Annotated in this window: 15 protein-coding genes and 1 pseudogene; 10 read left to right on the top strand and 6 right to left on the bottom strand. The window is 48.4% G+C overall.

The annotated features are described in order from the left end of the window. Nucleotides 1-24: 24 nt before the first annotated feature. The 5 genes from SK35_RS18260 to cusR form a co-directional block, all read right to left on the bottom strand. A complete protein-coding gene (locus SK35_RS18260; protein ID WP_048214750.1) occupies nucleotides 25-828 on the bottom strand; it encodes an MBL fold metallo-hydrolase in 804 nt (267 codons plus the stop codon). 83 nt (nucleotides 829-911) lie between these two features. After that, nucleotides 912-1,415: a hypothetical protein gene (locus SK35_RS18255; protein WP_008784020.1), complete on the bottom strand. Its 504-nt coding sequence runs from the start codon at nucleotides 1,413-1,415 to the stop codon at nucleotides 912-914. A 372-nt stretch (nucleotides 1,416-1,787) separates the two neighbouring features. Further along, nucleotides 1,788-2,114 (bottom strand): hypothetical protein, encoded by a 327-nt coding sequence (locus tag SK35_RS18250; protein ID WP_048214749.1) that lies wholly within the window; start codon nucleotides 2,112-2,114, stop codon nucleotides 1,788-1,790. Nucleotides 2,115-2,239: 125 nt separating this feature from the next. Then, on the bottom strand, nucleotides 2,240-3,691 hold the full coding sequence (locus tag SK35_RS18245; RefSeq protein WP_048214748.1) for a Cu(+)/Ag(+) sensor histidine kinase: 1,452 nt from the start codon (nucleotides 3,689-3,691) through the stop codon (nucleotides 2,240-2,242). Next, complete coding sequence (cusR, locus tag SK35_RS18240) at nucleotides 3,681-4,364, bottom strand: copper response regulator transcription factor CusR (RefSeq protein ID WP_003831137.1); 684 nt, start codon at nucleotides 4,362-4,364, stop codon at nucleotides 3,681-3,683. The genes SK35_RS18245 and cusR overlap by 11 nt, the downstream gene beginning before the upstream one ends. Before the next feature lie 195 nt (nucleotides 4,365-4,559). On the opposite strand from cusR, the gene SK35_RS18235 reads away from it, so the two are divergent. From SK35_RS18235 to SK35_RS18220, 4 genes and pseudogenes are all read left to right on the top strand, one after another. Continuing rightward, nucleotides 4,560-5,942 carry an efflux transporter outer membrane subunit gene (locus SK35_RS18235; protein ID WP_048214747.1) on the top strand — a complete coding sequence of 461 codons (1,383 nt, stop codon included), beginning with the start codon at nucleotides 4,560-4,562 and terminating at the stop codon, nucleotides 5,940-5,942. 32 nt (nucleotides 5,943-5,974) lie between these two features. Next, a complete protein-coding gene (cusF, locus tag SK35_RS18230) occupies nucleotides 5,975-6,322 on the top strand; it encodes a cation efflux system protein CusF (protein WP_048214746.1) in 348 nt (115 codons plus the stop codon). Nucleotides 6,323-6,398: 76 nt separating this feature from the next. Continuing rightward, complete coding sequence (locus SK35_RS18225) at nucleotides 6,399-7,691, top strand: efflux RND transporter periplasmic adaptor subunit (RefSeq protein WP_008784024.1); 1,293 nt, start codon at nucleotides 6,399-6,401, stop codon at nucleotides 7,689-7,691. A gap of 11 nt (nucleotides 7,692-7,702) precedes the next feature. Continuing rightward, a pseudogene (locus SK35_RS18220) lies at nucleotides 7,703-10,845 on the top strand (CusA/CzcA family heavy metal efflux RND transporter). A 52-nt stretch (nucleotides 10,846-10,897) separates the two neighbouring features. Here SK35_RS18220 and rclR read toward each other — a convergent pair. Next, nucleotides 10,898-11,752 carry a reactive chlorine-specific transcriptional regulator RclR gene (rclR, locus tag SK35_RS18215; RefSeq protein ID WP_048214745.1) on the bottom strand — a complete coding sequence of 285 codons (855 nt, stop codon included), beginning with the start codon at nucleotides 11,750-11,752 and terminating at the stop codon, nucleotides 10,898-10,900. A 237-nt stretch (nucleotides 11,753-11,989) separates the two neighbouring features. Here rclR and rclA point away from each other — a divergent pair, with 237 nt between their 5' ends. The 6 genes from rclA (at nucleotide 11,990) to SK35_RS18185 (ending at nucleotide 17,016) form a co-directional block, all read left to right on the top strand. Then, on the top strand, nucleotides 11,990-13,315 hold the full coding sequence (rclA, locus tag SK35_RS18210) for a reactive chlorine resistance oxidoreductase RclA (RefSeq protein ID WP_048214744.1): 1,326 nt from the start codon (nucleotides 11,990-11,992) through the stop codon (nucleotides 13,313-13,315). Nucleotides 13,316-13,487: 172 nt separating this feature from the next. After that, nucleotides 13,488-13,718 (top strand): reactive chlorine resistance periplasmic protein RclB, encoded by a 231-nt coding sequence (rclB, locus tag SK35_RS18205; RefSeq protein WP_048216347.1) that lies wholly within the window; start codon nucleotides 13,488-13,490, stop codon nucleotides 13,716-13,718. A gap of 11 nt (nucleotides 13,719-13,729) precedes the next feature. Then, nucleotides 13,730-14,290, top strand: a complete 561-nt coding sequence (gene rclC / locus SK35_RS18200) for a reactive chlorine resistance membrane protein RclC (RefSeq protein WP_008784029.1) — start codon at nucleotides 13,730-13,732, stop codon at nucleotides 14,288-14,290. A 571-nt stretch (nucleotides 14,291-14,861) separates the two neighbouring features. After that, nucleotides 14,862-15,545: a flagellar brake protein gene (locus SK35_RS18195; RefSeq protein ID WP_048214743.1), complete on the top strand. Its 684-nt coding sequence runs from the start codon at nucleotides 14,862-14,864 to the stop codon at nucleotides 15,543-15,545. 21 nt (nucleotides 15,546-15,566) lie between these two features. Further along, nucleotides 15,567-16,148 (top strand): helix-turn-helix transcriptional regulator, encoded by a 582-nt coding sequence (locus SK35_RS18190; protein WP_171846098.1) that lies wholly within the window; start codon nucleotides 15,567-15,569, stop codon nucleotides 16,146-16,148. Nucleotides 16,149-16,248: 100 nt separating this feature from the next. Then, on the top strand, nucleotides 16,249-17,016 hold the full coding sequence (locus SK35_RS18185) for a putative bifunctional diguanylate cyclase/phosphodiesterase (RefSeq protein ID WP_003831149.1): 768 nt from the start codon (nucleotides 16,249-16,251) through the stop codon (nucleotides 17,014-17,016). Nucleotides 17,017-17,111 lie beyond the last annotated feature (95 nt).

Below are 17,111 nucleotides of genomic sequence, written 5' to 3'. Positions count from 1 at the left end.
TGTTTGGGCAACGTTTTACTGTTGTTACTCAGCCAGCACTATCACATCTCCCGTTGCCGGGGCGTCAGTTCCCGGTAGCCACAATCGCCCCCACGAACCGGTGCAATGACAGCCGAGCAGTTTTTCGGGTTGCTGTTGCTGAATAAATTGTCGGGTCCGCCATAGCTTAGCGGGGGAGGCGGCGCGTAAATGAAAGCCACCGACCAGGGCGTGAATTTTGGTAACCCCGGTGATTTTCTGGCAATGGCGTACGATGTTCTCTATTCCCCGATGCCCGCAACCGGTAATGATGACTAACCCGCGTGCAGATTTATAGATCAATACGCCTTCGTCACTGATGTAATCTGGCTGGAGTGTTTTCTCGCTAATCACGCCATAGGACTGTGGCGTGGGGACACTGATTTCCCCGGACCACAAAAAACGATCGCTGATAGCCAGCGGCTCGCGGGTGTATTCCATTATGAATCGAGAGTAGTTGTTATCACGCGAGAGTTTTTTAATTTTTCGTGGTATTCCCGCAACCGTTATCGATGCGTAACGCTCGCAGGCCAGTTGAGGATGGCAAATGATACGGCTGTTATCCGCAAGCCACGGCACGCCGCCGCAGTGATCATAATGACCGTGCGACAGCACTACGGCGGTTAATTGGGTCAGGTCCACGCCCATTTGCGTAGCGTTGTGCATGAAGCTGCCATCCGGCCCGGTATCAAACAATATTGTGGTTGTTTCATCCTGAACTAACAGACTTAATCCAGGCTTGGCCAGTATTGATTTTTCTGCGCCAGCAGCGCGTCGGTTTTCAAGCAGCACCGTGAGGGTTAAAGCCATGCCTGACTCCCGTATTAAAACGGCATACTGTAATGCATCGCTTTTGAGAGCGCTGTGATCTCAGCGCTCTTTAGCGTTATCCGTTATTCACGCACAATTTTGCCTGCGTTTCCTGCATCGCTGTCATTCCAGCTACCGTGACCATTTGTTTTAATCGTATAGGTGGCATAGCCGACACGGAAGGTCATCGTATCCTTATAGGTATTTACGTCACGCACTTCATTACCATTGACGTAAACGCCGGAATCTTCGACGTGAATATCAACACTGCGTTGACCATTGGCAAATTTGGCTACGTAATTTCCGCTGAATTTGCCATCAATACCGGCATTATCGTGGTTATCCGTGTTAGTGGTATTTTGCTGTTTTTCACCATGATGATGACGATTCTGCTGGCCGTTGCTGTTCTCAATAAAGCCATGATCGCGGTTCCACTGATAGGATTTATTCACATCGCAGCCATTGAGTTCACTCATCTGCGTACAACCTGAACGTTCATACTTTTTCTGCATTGCCGGGGTAATTGCACATGCTGTTGTGGCAGTTGTCAGGCCAAGGACCAGGAGGGTTAGCAGACGTTTATTCATTTTTTACTCACTATCATCATTAAATTTATTTATAGGAATACGAACTTTTGGGCTGTCATGTTTACGACGACGGCAGTCTCCCATTAAATATTAATGAAGCATACCAGGGGGAATCCTAATTTATAATTAGGGTGGGGTGATGAATGCTGTAATACGCAACAAAACAAGCCGTTTATTTACTTATTTTATACAATCCGGGTAGAGAGCTAAGATGTATTTACTTTTAGAGGAAGGATTTAATAAATTATTAATATTGACATTAACGATGAAGTGGGACGCGGGCTTGTATATAAACAGGCCCGCGTGGGGAGAGTAGTCCACAATATTCAAACTTCGCGTATTTATGGATGTCGTTGTCAATATAGTTCGTCTTTACCCCTGAGTGGAGATCTGCGCGCGGTGCTGCTCGGCCTGTACCTCATGAGCAAATGAATGGCCGTTGTTTACCGATTGGTGAACAACCATCGCTTTTTCATGTTCATTCATTTGTGAAAATGATTTCGCATTGGTTGATATTGACGATGAATTATTTGCTTGCGCGGCGTGTGCTTGTGCCATTTGTTGATGTGCAGGAGCATCGCTGTTATTCATCATTTCATGAGCCATTGCGGCCTGCTGATGCATTTTGGGTGTTTCTGCCGCATTAACGCCAGCTGAAATAAAAAACGCGATAGCTAAAAAAGAGGACATCTTATTCATCATATTTCTCCTGTTTGGGTTTACGGAAGAAAGTATAATTAATAGGGGCTGTCAGTGGCGTGACAGGATTATGACGGTTGTGTCAGACAACAGGTGATGACGGGTATAAGCGTCATCACCATAAATTAAATCGCGTGCTTGGGCAGCGTCAGAATAAAGCGAGTGGCATGAGGGTCGGAAGTCACCGAGACTTTTCCTTGATGGGCAGTCACAATTGATTTCACAATCGCCAGACCAATGCCGCTGCCTTCGCCCTTACGCTGTCGTGAAGGGTCCACTCGATAAAAGCGGTCAAAGAGTCGCGGAAGATGTTGCGGGGGAATGGGGTTTCCGGGATTCTCAACGACTATCTGCACCTGGCCATCCGCCTCTTTCACCCGTACGGTTACCGACTCGCCTTTTGGCGTATAGCGCATGGCATTTGACAGCAGATTACTCATTGCCCGGCGTAACATTAATGGGTCGCCTGAAACCCAGCATGCGCGTCCTTCAAACCGTAAACCAACCTCACGCTCTTCAGCCCAGGCTTCGAAAAAGTCGAACACTTTACCGACCTCATCAGCCAGATTGAGCGCTTTTTTTTCTGGGATCAGCTGATTGTTATCCGCCTGCGCCAGAAACAGCATATCACTCACCATCTTCGACATACGGCCAAACTCTTCGAGATTAGAATACAGCACATCTTCCAGCTCTTTTTGGCTGCGGGTCTGGCTGAGCGCAATTTCCGTTTGGGTGACGAGGTTAGTTATTGGCGTGCGGATCTCATGGGCAATATCCGCTGAGAAGTTCGACTGGCGTTTAAATACGTCTTCGATGCGTTCGATCATGTGATTAAACGAACTCACCAGTTGTTCCAGTTCAATAGGAACAGCTTGCGGATCGAGGCGTACATCGAGATCTTTCGAGGTGATATTTTGGATGCGACGACTGACGTTACGAATCGGTTCATGACCTTTGTATACGGCGAACAACACGATAAAAACAATCATCATGCTAATCAGCGATGCTGTCATAATCAGCTTGTTTTTCAGATCGTTAATATAGTGCAGATGAAAGTCGATCGATAATGCCAGATACAGCGTATACGCTGGTTTTCCATCGGCGAGTTGTCCTACCGGCAGGCGAATCATTCGCCAGTTAGACGATGTTTTCTGTCCGTGGATATGTTTGGAGGTTTGCAGTGTGGGGCCTGAGATAATAAAAACATCGCTGGCATGAGCATTTTTATCCGGCCTTGCACTGGCGATAAACTGCCGGAGATCCGGCGCATTGGGCGAATGGAAAATGGCCTTCTGGTTGCTATCTTCCAGAGAAATAATGACGTTCGAATAACCCGACACCACATTTTTTAGCGTTTCCAGGCGGCGTGATTCTGGCTCGTTGGGTTGGTTAATAATCCTCTCCAGCGTGGCGCTAATCTCTTGTAAATCGTTGATGTCCTGCTCGACGAAGTGGACTTTCACGGAGTGGATCATTATCCATGCAAAGGCGAAAAATGAAGCAATTGTCGCCAGGCTGATAAAAAAGGTCAGTCGTGTCGCCAGTGAAAAAGGGCGCCGCCATCGTTTACTGGTCATCAGGAACCTCAAGCATATATCCCACACCGCGCACGGTCTGAATCAGTTTCGGCTCAAAATCGTTATCAATTTTGGCGCGCAGACGCTTAACGGCGACGTCGATGGCATTAGTATCGCTGTCAAAATTCATATCCCAGACCTGGGAGGCGATCAGTGAGCGGGGTAAAACTTCCCCCTGATGGCGCAGGAAAAACTCAAGCAGCGTAAACTCTTTGCTGGTCAGGGTGATGCGCGTACCGCTGCGGGTGACTTTCCTGCTGACCAGATCGACCATTAAATCCGCGACCTGAAACTGGCTTTCAACAATCACCGCAGCGCCCCGGCGCAGCAGCGTTCTGACCCGTGCCAGCAGTTCCGCGAAGGCAAACGGTTTAACCAGGTAATCATCAGCACCCAATTCCAGACCTTTAACCCGATGTTCAATGGTACCCAGTGCGGTGAGGAGAAGAATGGGCATTCCTTTGTTGGCGGAACGCAGCATCCGCACGATATCCCAGCCGTTTACATCCGGCAGCATGATGTCGAGTATGAGCAGGTCGTAATCGCCGGTCATCGCCAGGTGATACCCGTTCAGGCCGTTATCCGCTAAATCCACGACAAAACCCGCTTCCGTCAGGCCTTTTGTCAGGTATTCACCGGTTTTTTTCTCATCTTCGACTATCAAAACCTTCATCGCATTCTCCTTCTCGCACTGGTTGTGCGGACTTTCAATTCTAGGGAAGCGGGATCGGATAGCAATCTGTTATTGGGAAAATGACAGTTTTGTCATTTTCCTGTCACCGGTTAAACAGAGTCACTTCGTTAAAGTACAAGACTATAAATTCCTACTTATTTTAGGGACATCAGTCCGGTCAGGACGAGAAGAACTATGAGCAAATTTAAGCTTCTTACTCTCAGCGCTATATTCGTGCTCGCTGGTTGTTCATTGGCGCCGGACTATCAGCGCCCGGCCTTGCCGGTGCCACAGCAATTTTCTTTAAGCCAGAATTCCCTGGTATTGGCTCCTGGTGAATACCAGGACACGGGGTGGCGAACCTTTTTTGTTGACGACCAGGTGAAGGCGTTGATTGGTGAAGCGCTGATCAATAACCGCGATTTACGCATGGCGACGCTGAAGGTTCAGGAAGCGCGAGCGCAGTATGGCGTCACGGACGCTGACCGTTATCCGCAAATCACGGCAGGCTCCAGCGGTACCTACAGCGGTAAATTAAAAGGTGATAGCAGCACCGATCGTCAATTCGAAGCTGGACTCAATCTCAGTTTCGACCTGGATTTCTTTGGGCGGCTTAAAAATATGAGTGAAGCCGAACGGCAGAACTTCTTCGCCAGCGAAGAGGCGCATCGGGCGGTGCATATCTTATTAATTTCCAACGTATCGCAAAGTTATTTCAACCAGCGTCTGGCTTACGCGCAGTTGCAAGTTGCCGAAGAAACGCTGCAAAACTATCAGCGCTCTTATGCTTTTGTAGAGAAGCAACTGATAACCGGTAGCACCAACGTACTGGCGTTGGAACAAGCGCGCGGCGTGATTGAAAGTACGCGTAGCGAAATTGCCAAGCGTAAAGGTGAGTTGGCACAGGCCAATAACGCGCTGCAACTGTTGCTGGGTACATACGGGAAATTACCCGATGACCAGGCGCGCAGCCGTGGGGATATTAAACCGGTAACGCTGCCGCCATCGCTTTCGTCGCAAATACTGTTGCAGCGCCCGGATATTATGGAAGCTGAGCACGGATTATTGGCGGCAAATGCCAATATCGGTGCTGCACGGGCGGCATTTTTTCCGTCGATAACGTTGACCAGTTCCGTGTCCAGTAGCAGTAGCGATCTTTCCAATTTATTTAATGCCTCCAGCGGCATGTGGAATTTTGTCCCCAAAATAGATATTCCAATCTTCAATGCCGGACGTAATCAGTCCAATCTCGACCTGGCAGAAATTCGCCAGCAACAGTCGGTAGTGAATTACGAACAAAAAATTCAGAACGCGTTTAAAGAAGTGGCGGATGCACTGGTGTTACGCCAAAGCATTGCCGATCAAATTAGTGGGCAGCAGCGTTATCTGGATTCATTGCAAATCACACTACAGCGCGCCAGAGCGCTTTATCAGAATGGTGCAGTTAGCTATATCGAAGTATTAGACGCAGAACGTTCTTTATTCGCTACGCGGCAATCGCTGCTCGATCTTAATTACGCCCAACAGGTTAATGAAATTAAACTGTTTGCTGCCTTAGGCGGCGGTTGGGTGGAGTAATCCTTAATATTAACTTTTCAGGAGCATGATGTATGAATACTACCGCCAAAGCCGTACTGTTTAGCCTTTTCTCTGTGGTTATGTTTAACGCCCAGGCCAATGAAAATCAGCATGGCGAGATGATGAATATGCAGCCAGCGGCTCAACAGGAACAACTCATTAGCGCTACCGGGGTGATTGAAGCTGTTGATATGGAGAGTAAAAAAATCACGATCAAACATGACCCTATTCCAGCGGTGAACTGGCCGGCCATGACGATGCGCTTTACGCTGGTTGCTGATACGAAGGCTGATGATATTAAGCCAGGCAATAATGTCGCGTTTACGTTTGTTCAGCAGGGGAATCTCTCTGTGTTACGCGATATTCACATCAGTAAATAACGTTCTCGCTGGTCTCTTTTATTCTTGCCCGGGTTTTTGCGAACGCGGGCGAGACTATCGCGCAATGGAAATCACTATGGCGTCTTTAAATATTAAAAATACCGCGCTTATTCTCGGTAGCATGATTGCCGGCGGGATTATTTCTGTCGGTGTTTATACTTATTATTCATCGGCAAAAATATCGTCTGTAGCCGGACCAGTTCAGCAAAAAGAAGCCAGAAAAGTGTTGTTCTGGTATGACCCCATGTATCCGAACACGCGCTTTGATAAACCGGGTAAATCACCGTTTATGGATATGGATCTGATCCCGAAATATGCCGATGAAGAGACCGCGAACGCATCATCACCAGGCGTGCGCATCGATCCTACACAGACCCAGAACCTGGGGCTGAAAACAGAGCCAGTGCGTCGTGGACCACTGCACTACGCGCAAACTTTCCCGGCCAACGTTAGTTATAACGAATACCAGTTTGTTATTGTCCAGGCACGCTCTGCGGGCTTTATCGAGAAGGTTTACCCGCTGACCGTGGGGGACAAAATTAAGAAGGGTTCGCCGCTGATCGACCTGACTATTCCTGATTGGGTTGAGGCGCAGAGCGAATATTTATTGCTGCGGGAAACGGGCGGCAGCGCGACGCAGGTGGAAGGGATTCTGGAGAGATTACGTCTGGCTGGAATGCCTGAAGCGGATATTCAGCGCTTAAAATCGACGCGTAAAATTCAGACCCGCTTTACTCTGAAAGCGCCTATCGATGGGGTGATCACCGCATTCGATTTGCGTACCGGTATGAACATTTCCAAAGACAATGTGGTCGCGAAAATTCAGGGTATGGACCCGGTATGGGTTAGCGCGTCGGTCCCGGAATCTATCGCCTGGCTGATTAAAGATGCCTCGCAATTTACCATCACCGTGCCCGCCTGGCCGGATAAGCCTTTCACCATCAGCAAGTGGAGTATCTTACCAAGCGTTGATGCTACCACGCGTACGCTCCAGCTCCGTTTACAGGTCGATAACCCCGACGAGGCGCTCAAGCCCGGGATGAATGCTTACCTGCAACTGAAAACACAAAGCGAGCCAATGCTGCTGATCCCGTCTAAGGCACTGATTGATACGGGTACCGAGCAGCGGGTCATCACCGTTGATAACGAAGGCCGATTTGTGCCGAAACAGGTTGCGGTATTCCATGAATCCCAGGGGCTGACGGCTATCCGCTCCGGCCTGACCGAAGGCGAAAAAGTGGTGTCCAGTGGCCTGTTCCTGATTGATTCTGAAGCGAATATCTCTGGCGCACTGGACCGTATGCGCGCCCAGAACAGTAAGGCGCAAGACGCAGCCGCCATGCCAGCCCAGGCGACCCATTCACACTGAGGACATGATAAATGATTGAATGGATTATCCGTCGTTCGGTGGCAAACCGTTTTCTGGTGATGATGGGGGCGCTGTTTCTTAGCGTCTGGGGAACCTGGACCATCATCAATACGCCGGTTGATGCGCTGCCCGATCTCTCTGATGTTCAGGTGATCGTCAAAACCAGCTATCCGGGTCAGGCGCCGCAAATTGTTGAAAATCAGGTGACCTACCCGCTGACCACCACCATGCTGTCGGTACCCGGCGCGAAAACCTGCGCGGTTTCTCGCAGTTTGGTGATTCCTACGTGTACGTCATTTTCGAAGATGGTACCGATCCTTACTGGGCGCGCTCGCGCGTACTGGAGTATCTCAACCAGGTTCAGGGAAAATTACCGGCTGGCGTTAGCGCGGAAATGGGACCGGACGCCACGGGCGTCGGCTGGATATTTGAGTACGCGCTGGTGGATCGCAGTGGGAAACATGATCTGGCGGAATTACGCTCTCTTCAGGACTGGTTTTTAAAGTATGAGTTAAAAACGATTCCTAACGTGGCGGAAGTAGCTTCGGTAGGCGGCGTGGTTAAACAGTATCAGGTCGTTATCGATCCGATGAAGCTGACGCAATATGGCATCAGCCTGGCGGACGTGAAATCGGCGCTGGATACGTCGAATCAGGAAGCGGGCGGCTCATCTGTTGAGATGGCTGAAGCGGAATATATGGTCCGCGCCAGTGGATATCTGCAAACGCTCGATGATTTTAATAACATCGTCCTGAAAACAGGGGCCGACGGTGTACCTGTTTACCTGCGCGATGTGGCGCGCGTACAGATTGGGCCGGAAATGCGCCGTGGGATCGCCGAACTGAATGGCGAAGGCGAAGTCGCGGGCGGGGTGGTTATCCTGCGTTCCGGTAAAAATGCGCGTGAGGTGATCTCTGCCGTTAAAGCCAAACTCGACACGCTGAAAAGCAGTCTGCCGGAAGGCGTAGAGGTAGTTACAACATACGATCGCAGTCAGCTCATCGATCGTGCCATTGATAACCTCAGCTACAAGCTGCTGGAAGAGTTTATCGTCGTGGCGCTGGTGTGCGCACTGTTCCTGTGGCATCTGCGTTCGGCGCTGGTGGCGATTATTTCCTTGCCGCTGGGGCTGTGTATCGCGTTTATCGTGATGCATTTCCAGGGTTTGAACGCCAACATCATGTCGCTAGGGGGAATTGCCATTGCCGTCGGGGCGATGGTTGATGCCGCAATCGTGATGATTGAAAACGCCCATAAGCGGCTCGAAGAGTGGGGGCATCAGCATCCGAATGAAAAGCTCGATAACGCAACGCGCTGGAAGGTTATTACTGACGCCTCGGTAGAAGTCGGCCCGGCATTGTTCATCAGCCTGTTGATCATCACGTTGTCGTTTATCCCCATTTTCACGCTTGAGGGGCAAGAGGGGCGACTGTTCGGCCCGCTGGCGTTCACCAAAACGTATGCGATGGCAGGCGCGGCATTTCTGGCGATTGTGGTTATTCCTATCCTGATGGGGTTCTGGATCCGTGGAAAAATACCGGCCGAAAGTAGCAACCCGCTTAACCGTTTTCTGATCCGTATTTACCATCCGTTGTTGCTGAAGGTGTTGCACTGGCCCAAGACAACCATTCTGGTGGCGGTGCTTTCAATACTGACGGTTGTCTACCCGCTGAATAAAGTCGGTGGTGAATTCCTGCCGCAGATTAACGAAGGCGATCTGCTGTATATGCCTTCGACATTGCCGGGGATCTCAGCGGCGCAGGCAGCGGACATGCTGCAGAAAACCGACAAGCTGATCATGACCGTTCCGGAGGTGGCGCGCGTGTTTGGTAAAACCGGTAAGGCAGAAACCGCAACAGACTCCGCGCCGCTGGAAATGGTTGAAACGACGATCCAACTGAAGCCGCAGGACCAGTGGCGTCCGGGGATGACGATGGACAAAATCATCGCCGAGCTGGACAAAACCGTACGCTTGCCGGGGCTGGCGAATCTGTGGGTTCCGCCGATTCGTAACCGTATCGACATGCTCTCTACGGGGATCAAAAGCCCAATTGGCATTAAGGTGTCGGGTAATGTTCTGGCAGATATCGACGCCACGGCGGAGCAAATTGAAGAGGTGGCCAGAACCGTGCCGGGTGTCTCTTCGGCGCTGGCCGAGCGTCTGGTGGGCGGACGCTATCTCAACGTAGATATTAATCGTGAAAGAGCGGCCCGGTACGGCATGACTGTAGGTGCTGTGCAGCTGTTTGTCACTTCAGCGGTAGGAGGGGCAATGGTGGGCGAAACGGTGGAAGGGATTGCACGCTATCCTATCAACCTGCGCTATGCGCAGAGCTATCGTGATAGCCCGGAAGCATTGCGTAATCTGCCGATTCTGACGCCCATGAAACAGCAAATTACGCTGGCGGATGTCGCCGATGTGACGGTGGTTTCGGGGCCTTCGATGCTGAAAACCGAAGATGCGCGACCAACCAGTTGGATTTACATCGACGCCCGAGATCGTGACATGGTCTCAGTGGTGAACGATCTGAAAAAGGCTATTGCTGAAAAGGTCCAGTTAAAGCCGGGGACCAGTGTGGCGTTTTCGGGGCAATTCGAGCTGCTTGAGCGCGCCAGCCATAAGCTCAAGTTGATGGTACCAATGACGCTGATGATTATCTTCGTATTGCTTTATCTGGCCTTCCGTCGCTTTGGCGAAGCGCTGCTGATTATCACCAGTGTGCCTTTTGCGCTGGTGGGCGGTATCTGGTTCCTTTACTGGATGGGGTTCCATATGTCGGTTGCAACCGGAACCGGATTTATCGCCCTGGCAGGTGTTGCTGCGGAGTTTGGCGTGGTGATGCTGATGTACTTGCGCCACGCTATTGAAGCCGAACCCGCGCTGGAAAATCCGCAAACCTTTACGGCGGACAAGCTGGATGAAGCGTTATATCACGGTGCTGTGCTGCGCGTGCGGCCAAAAGCGATGACTGTGGCGGTGATTATCGCGGGTCTGTTACCTATCTTGTGGGGGACGGGAGCAGGCTCAGAAGTCATGAGCCGCATAGCCGCGCCGATGATTGGCGGCATGATCACCGCACCATTGCTGTCGCTATTCATTATTCCGGCTGCGTATAAGCTGATGTGGCTGCACAGACACCGCGGTCAAAAATAATACTCTAAAGCGCGCGCCTGCATTCGGATTTGTTGCCGAAGCAGGCGCCGCGTTATACCTCCAGTGCCTTCACGCGTTTGCGGTACTCACCCGGCGTGCAGCCAAATTCCCGTAAAAAGACTTTATGGAATGACGATTCGCTGGCGTAGCCTACCGACTCGGCCACCACAACCAATGGCTGCGACCCACGTGACAGCATCTGGGCAGCGAATTGCAGGCGTAAAGTGGTTAATACTGCGAGCGGCGTGGAGTTTGAGACTTCACGAAATAGCTGCGCGAAGCTGGCCCGCGACATATGTGCACGTTTCGCCAATTCTTCGACGGTCCAGGCAAACGCCGGTGACTCCAGCATCATGAAGACGACAGCCCCTAGTTTGGGATGAAGCAGTAGATTCAACACGTTTTGAACGGGGGTCGCCTTGGTTAACCATTCGCGAACGGCTAAGGCGAACAGTGTGGCGCATTGTTGACTGCAGACTACACTGGAACCTGGCAGAGTACTCATGGATTCCTGTTGCATCAACGCAATCATGGCCTTGAGCCAATGGCTGACAGGGCTATTTTCATCAGGTGCCAGAACCAATACTTCCGGTAACGCAGTTAAAAAATAGCGTGAGGAAGCGTGCAATCGAAGGCTGCCACAAACAATGTGTGTTTGTTCATCGCCAGACTGGCAGAGCCGATGTGCGGAGTTTTGCGGCAGGATCACGATAGTACCGGGCCGCAGAGTAAAAGATGTCCCATCGGGCATGTCCAGTTGGGCTGCCCCTTGTGTGACCGTATGCCAGCGGATAATGGACAATTCACCTGCTGCGTGCGGCAGTTGCCAGTCCCTGCTCAGCAGGCAATTTTGATCGATCGAGCCTTGTGGGTCGTTAAGCATCAGTAATCGGCTAAGGGCATCCATGGAGACTCCTGAACATTTTTTGTTGTCGTTTATTGAAACGATATTATCTCTTTATTTTATTATTATATTAATACCTTCAAAGTGTTAGTGTAATAATTCATTCTCGAAATGTTAGTCATCTTTAAGGCTAATTTAGACGATCTGACAGTTATTGGCGAGTTGTGGATACATTGTTCTGGCAGAGTTAGAGCTATATTTCAGTTCATCAAACGAACAGTGACTTGGCGGAGAGACAGCATGAATCAGTATCAGGCGATTATTATTGGATTTGGCAAAGCGGGTAAAACGCTGGCGGCAACACTGGCCAAAACGGGTTGGCGGGTAGCGATTATTGAACAGTCAAACACCATGTATGGCGGGACATGCATCAACATCGGCTGTATCCCAACCAAAACCCTGGTACATGATGCTGAACTTCAGCATGACTTTGCCGAAGCAATGCAACGCAAGGCCTCTGTTGTCAGTTTTCTGCGCGATAAAAATTTCCATAATCTTGCCGATCTGGAAAACGTGGATGTGATTGAAGGTCGTGCTGAATTCGTTGATAACCATACTGTGCGAGTCGTGCAGTCAACAGGCGAGATTGAGCTGAGCGGCGAGAAAATCTTTATTAATACTGGCGCCCAGTCAACGATTCCAAACGTTGAGGGATTAACCACGACACCTGGCGTATTTGACAGCACCGGGCTGTTGAATTTGACGCAACGTCCAGAGCGTCTGGGCATTTTGGGCGGTGGGTATATCGGCGTTGAATTCGCATCGATGTTTGCCAACTTTGGTAGCAAAGTCACTATTTATGAAGCAGCTCCGCAGTTTTTTCCTCGTGAGGACCGGGATATTGCTGACGCTATCGCCAACATTTTACGCGACAAAGGCGTCGAGCTGATCCTCAATGCCAACGTGCAGTCGGTCTCCTCTCATGATGGTGCAGTACAGCTGCACATGCCGGAGGGTGCCCAGACGGTGGATGCGCTGTTGGTAGCATCAGGTCGCAAACCGGCGACAGAAAACCTGCAATTGCAGAAAGCGGGTGTGGATGTAAACGATCGTGGTGCCATTGTTGTGAATAAATATTTGCGTACATCGGCAGATAACATTTGGGCAATGGGCGATGTCACTGGTGGATTACAATTTACCTATATCTCGCTGGATGACTTCCGTATTGTGCGTGACAACCTGCTAGGCGAGGGGTTACGTAACACGGGCGATCGCCAAAACGTACCGTATTCCGTCTTTATGACGCCGCCGCTTTCCCGAGTCGGAATGACTGAAGAACAGGCTCGCGCCAGCGGTGCGGCGGTGCAAGTCGTGACGTTGCCGGTAGCGGCTATCCCGCGAGCGCGGGTGATGAATGATACGCGTGGTGTTCTTAAAGCGGTGGTGGATAGTGAAACGAAACAAATATTAGGCGTGTCGCTGCTGTGCGTGGATTCTCATGAAATGATTAATATCATCAAGACGGTTATGGATGCGGGGTTACCTTATACCACATTGCGTGACCAGATATTTACCCATCCAAGTATGAGCGAATCATTAAACGATCTCTTTTCTCTCATAAAATGATAATAGCGTAGTCTGCATATTTGCCCCACCCGTGTGGGGCTTTTTTTTATTTGTTTTTTATATTTCTGATACTAATTGACAGTTATTCTGGCGTTACGGATGAAATAAAATAAAGTGACATGTTTTATTATATTCCCACTGAAATAACTCGTTAATGGAAATAGAAATGAACATGCTTAAAACTACGTTACTAATGACTGCGTTACTGACTGCTCCGGTGACATTTTCCGCGTTAGCGCAAACCGAGGTTGCCCACGTTAGCGTATCAGCCGTGTCTGGCTCTCCTTCCGTGGTGGAAGATGCCATTGCGAAACTGGCGCAGGAAAAGAATGCGACTTCCTGGAAAATTACCTCAATGCGCATTGATAGCAGCACTCACGCAACGGCAATTTTGTACAAGTGAGGAGAGCCGGGATGGAAAAGTATCTTCGTATATTGGGCAAAGGCGATAGAGTTGGATTAACCTTGATTCGCCTGAGTATCGCGATTGTTTTTATCTGGATTGGTTTATTAAAATTTGTACCTTACGAAGCCGACAGCATTACGCCGTTTGTCGCCAATAGTCCGGTAATGTCATTTTTTTATGAGCATCCAGAAGAATACAAACAACATTTAACCCACGAAGGTGAATTCAAACCGCAGGCTCGTGAATGGCAGACGGCGAATAACACGTATACGTTCTCAAATGGCCTGGGCGTAGTCGAAGTTCTTATCGCTTTGCTGGTGCTGGCTAATCCTGTTAGCCGTTGGTTGGGATTAATTGGCGGCGTTCTGGCATTTGCCACACCAATTGTTACCTTATCATTTTTAATAACCACTCCGGAAGCATGGGTAATGCCGCTGGGTGATTTACACCACGGATTTCCGTACTTGTCAGGCGCCGGACGGTTGGTCTTGAAAGACACGTTAATGTTGGCGGGAGCAGTGATGATCATCGCAGATTCATCCCGATCAATAATTAAGCAACGATATTGAATTTTTAACGTTGTGCCCTCTGTAAGATAGCAAGCCACTATAGTTCGATTCGGTACTTACCGGGCCAGCAGGATGCTGGCTTTTTTTCTGACTTAAGGTAAATTTATTAAGCATATATAAATTGCAATTATTCAATTTAGAAGCATAACGAGTCAGAGCTATATTTTTAGTTAATGATAGAGTGCAGTAAACATCTTCTCTTATCCCCCGCGATAGCACGCCAACCCGCATGTTGCTTAGCCCCTCCATCATGATGGCTTTATTTTTTTTCTGTACAATTCTTGCTATTTGTTATCTCAAAACCTCATTTTAAAAATTTTGTTATTCGCTTTTGTTATAGCCAGTACGCAAGTTCGCGTGGTTTTAGGCCTGGCTTGAGCTAGAATTAATCCTGATTAAATGTTTTTACGTATCAATAACTGACTAAAGATAGTTAAAAACTTAACTTTTAACCAACTGTTTGACATGGAATCCACTATGGTAATTAAGCACCAGGGGTGGATGCTGATCTCGCGTTTTGTGAGTAACCAAAGGCGGGACATATCTTAAATATGGAAATAAGGGTTTTAGAATGAGCTTTGGCTTAGCAAAGGAAGACAAGTTTGAAATCATCGCTATCCTTCGTGAAGAGCTTCATAAGAAAACGAAACTGGAAATCCTGTGTGGAGACAGTAGCGTTATCACGCAGTTAGAGAAAGTTGATTTTGAACGGTTTGTCATCTCCGGACACGGAGACATTGTTCCTGAAAAGGTCCAATACTTTATCCTGCACAGCGAAAGCGGGATTGTAAAATTTACTGCCAGGTTCGAACAAACCTCGTCAGCAGGATTATCCTACTTCATCCCGGATATGATTTTCTTTGCCCAGCAGAGACAAAATCAGCGTTTTTCATTCCTGAAGGGCTATGACTTTTTCTGTTTTGGTCGTTACAAAAATGGAGAAAACTACTCTCTCAAGATTAAAAATATCTCGCAGGGTGGTTGTGCGTTAATCGTTAAAGATGTAAACGCCCGTTTTCTTTATAAAGATGCGGTGATTAAAAATGCATCTCTGGATTTCGATACATTTGGCAGTTTACAACTGGACTTAAAAGTGATCGATGTCGTCCCGATCAATGAATTTGATGAGGATAACCAGTTGTATTCCTGTCATCAGATCTCATGTGAGTTCGACTTTAAAAATCGTCGTGAAGAGACTGAAGTCGAGAAAATCATTATTAAATTTTTAATGAGTAACAAGATTAGAAGCTTATAAGGAACGGTGAACAGGATGTTGATGTGTGGCAGTGATAATTTTGTGGGCAATGGTATGTTTGCCTACCTGACCAGCAAACATGTACCGATACAAACATTCCAGTTTGAGGATATGTTGCATCAGTCATCATTATGCCAGCATCAAACCATGGTTTTTAATATCATTGATAATGAACAAGCGTGTTCAGACATTGTTCAGTTTTTGAATAAAAACCGATTCAAATTTTATAATAACGTCGTGGTGATTGTTGCTGATAGTTTGGTGGCGAAATTATGCGTAGAGTTATTATATGTCGAAAAAACAATAGTTTTGACTGAAAAATCTTCACTGCGTGATTTTGGTCAATTGGCAACATTATCAGTCGGGAAATGGAACCCCCGACTGTATCGTTCGCAGAAGAGATTAACCGAAAGAGAACAGCAGATCCTGAACTTACTGGTAAGTGGTTATACAGCCAAAGAAATTTCTGAGTTAGTTAGCCTGAACTATAAAACGATTCAGGCACATAAGATGAGAGTCGTCGCCAAGCTTGGCCTGACCAATACCTCTGATTTAAATAAGTTAATTGTCAGATTTACCCATCCTATGTCTTTTTTACCCTAACCTGACCATTCTTTTCTGATGTAATACACCTAATAGTAGATACAATTTGGGCGTGATTTTGACTGGTTTTTAATTTTATGATTTGTAGAGGGAGAGGGGAATGTTTAATTCCAATGAGGTGCTAACTGCGCTTGAAAAGGCTTTGAATACCAGTCAACTTTATATGGTTTATCAGCCTATTTTCAATTTGCATGCCCAGCGTATAAGCGGATTTGAAGCATTAATGCGTTGGAATAGTCCTCAGATGGGTATGATCTCTCCCGATGTTTTTATTACCTTACTGGAAGATAGCGGCAATATTATTTCCATTGAAGATATGGTTACTCACTCTCCGTGGGATGTTGCAACTTCCTGGCCTGACCCCATTGTATTATCCGTCAATATTTCCGCGCTTGAATTCTGCGATCCTCTGTTACCCCAACGCGTCAGACAAAATCTTGCCACTTCCGGATTGCCGGTCCATCGATGCCAAATAGAGGTCACGGAAACGTCACCGCTGTGTGACAGCCAGATTGCGGCTAAAAATATGACAGAATTAAAGGCGATAGGGGTCAAGCTTGCACTTGATGATTTTGGAACTGGCCATGCTAATCTTAATTACCTGTTGAAATATCCTTTTGACACCTTAAAGATTGATAAGGAATTTGTCACCGGTATTGAGCCCGACACCCGATCAACAAAGATTGTTGAGGGTATTATTTCACTGGCGCATAATTTTGGCATTGAAGTTCTTGCCGAAGGGGTGGAAACCCAGTCCCAGCTGGAGCGGTTGATGCAGATTGGTTGTGACAAAATTCAAGGCTTTTTCATTTCTCCCCCGGTGCTGGCAGAAGAGATCCCTTCACTCTTAGCACAATATAATCGTTAATCCCTCCTTTTCACGTTTCCCAACCCCTTGGTTGTTCCGCGTTGCTGTTAAGTCTGTAGGCATGATAAGCGTAGCGCATCAGGCGGCTTTGAACG

Source organism: Citrobacter sp. MGH105 (assembly GCF_001037485.2).
GTDB classification, from domain to species: domain Bacteria; phylum Pseudomonadota; class Gammaproteobacteria; order Enterobacterales; family Enterobacteriaceae; genus Citrobacter; species Citrobacter portucalensis.
The sequence above is the reverse complement of the archived record's forward strand: the minus strand, read 5'-3'. Positions and strand labels throughout refer to the sequence as shown.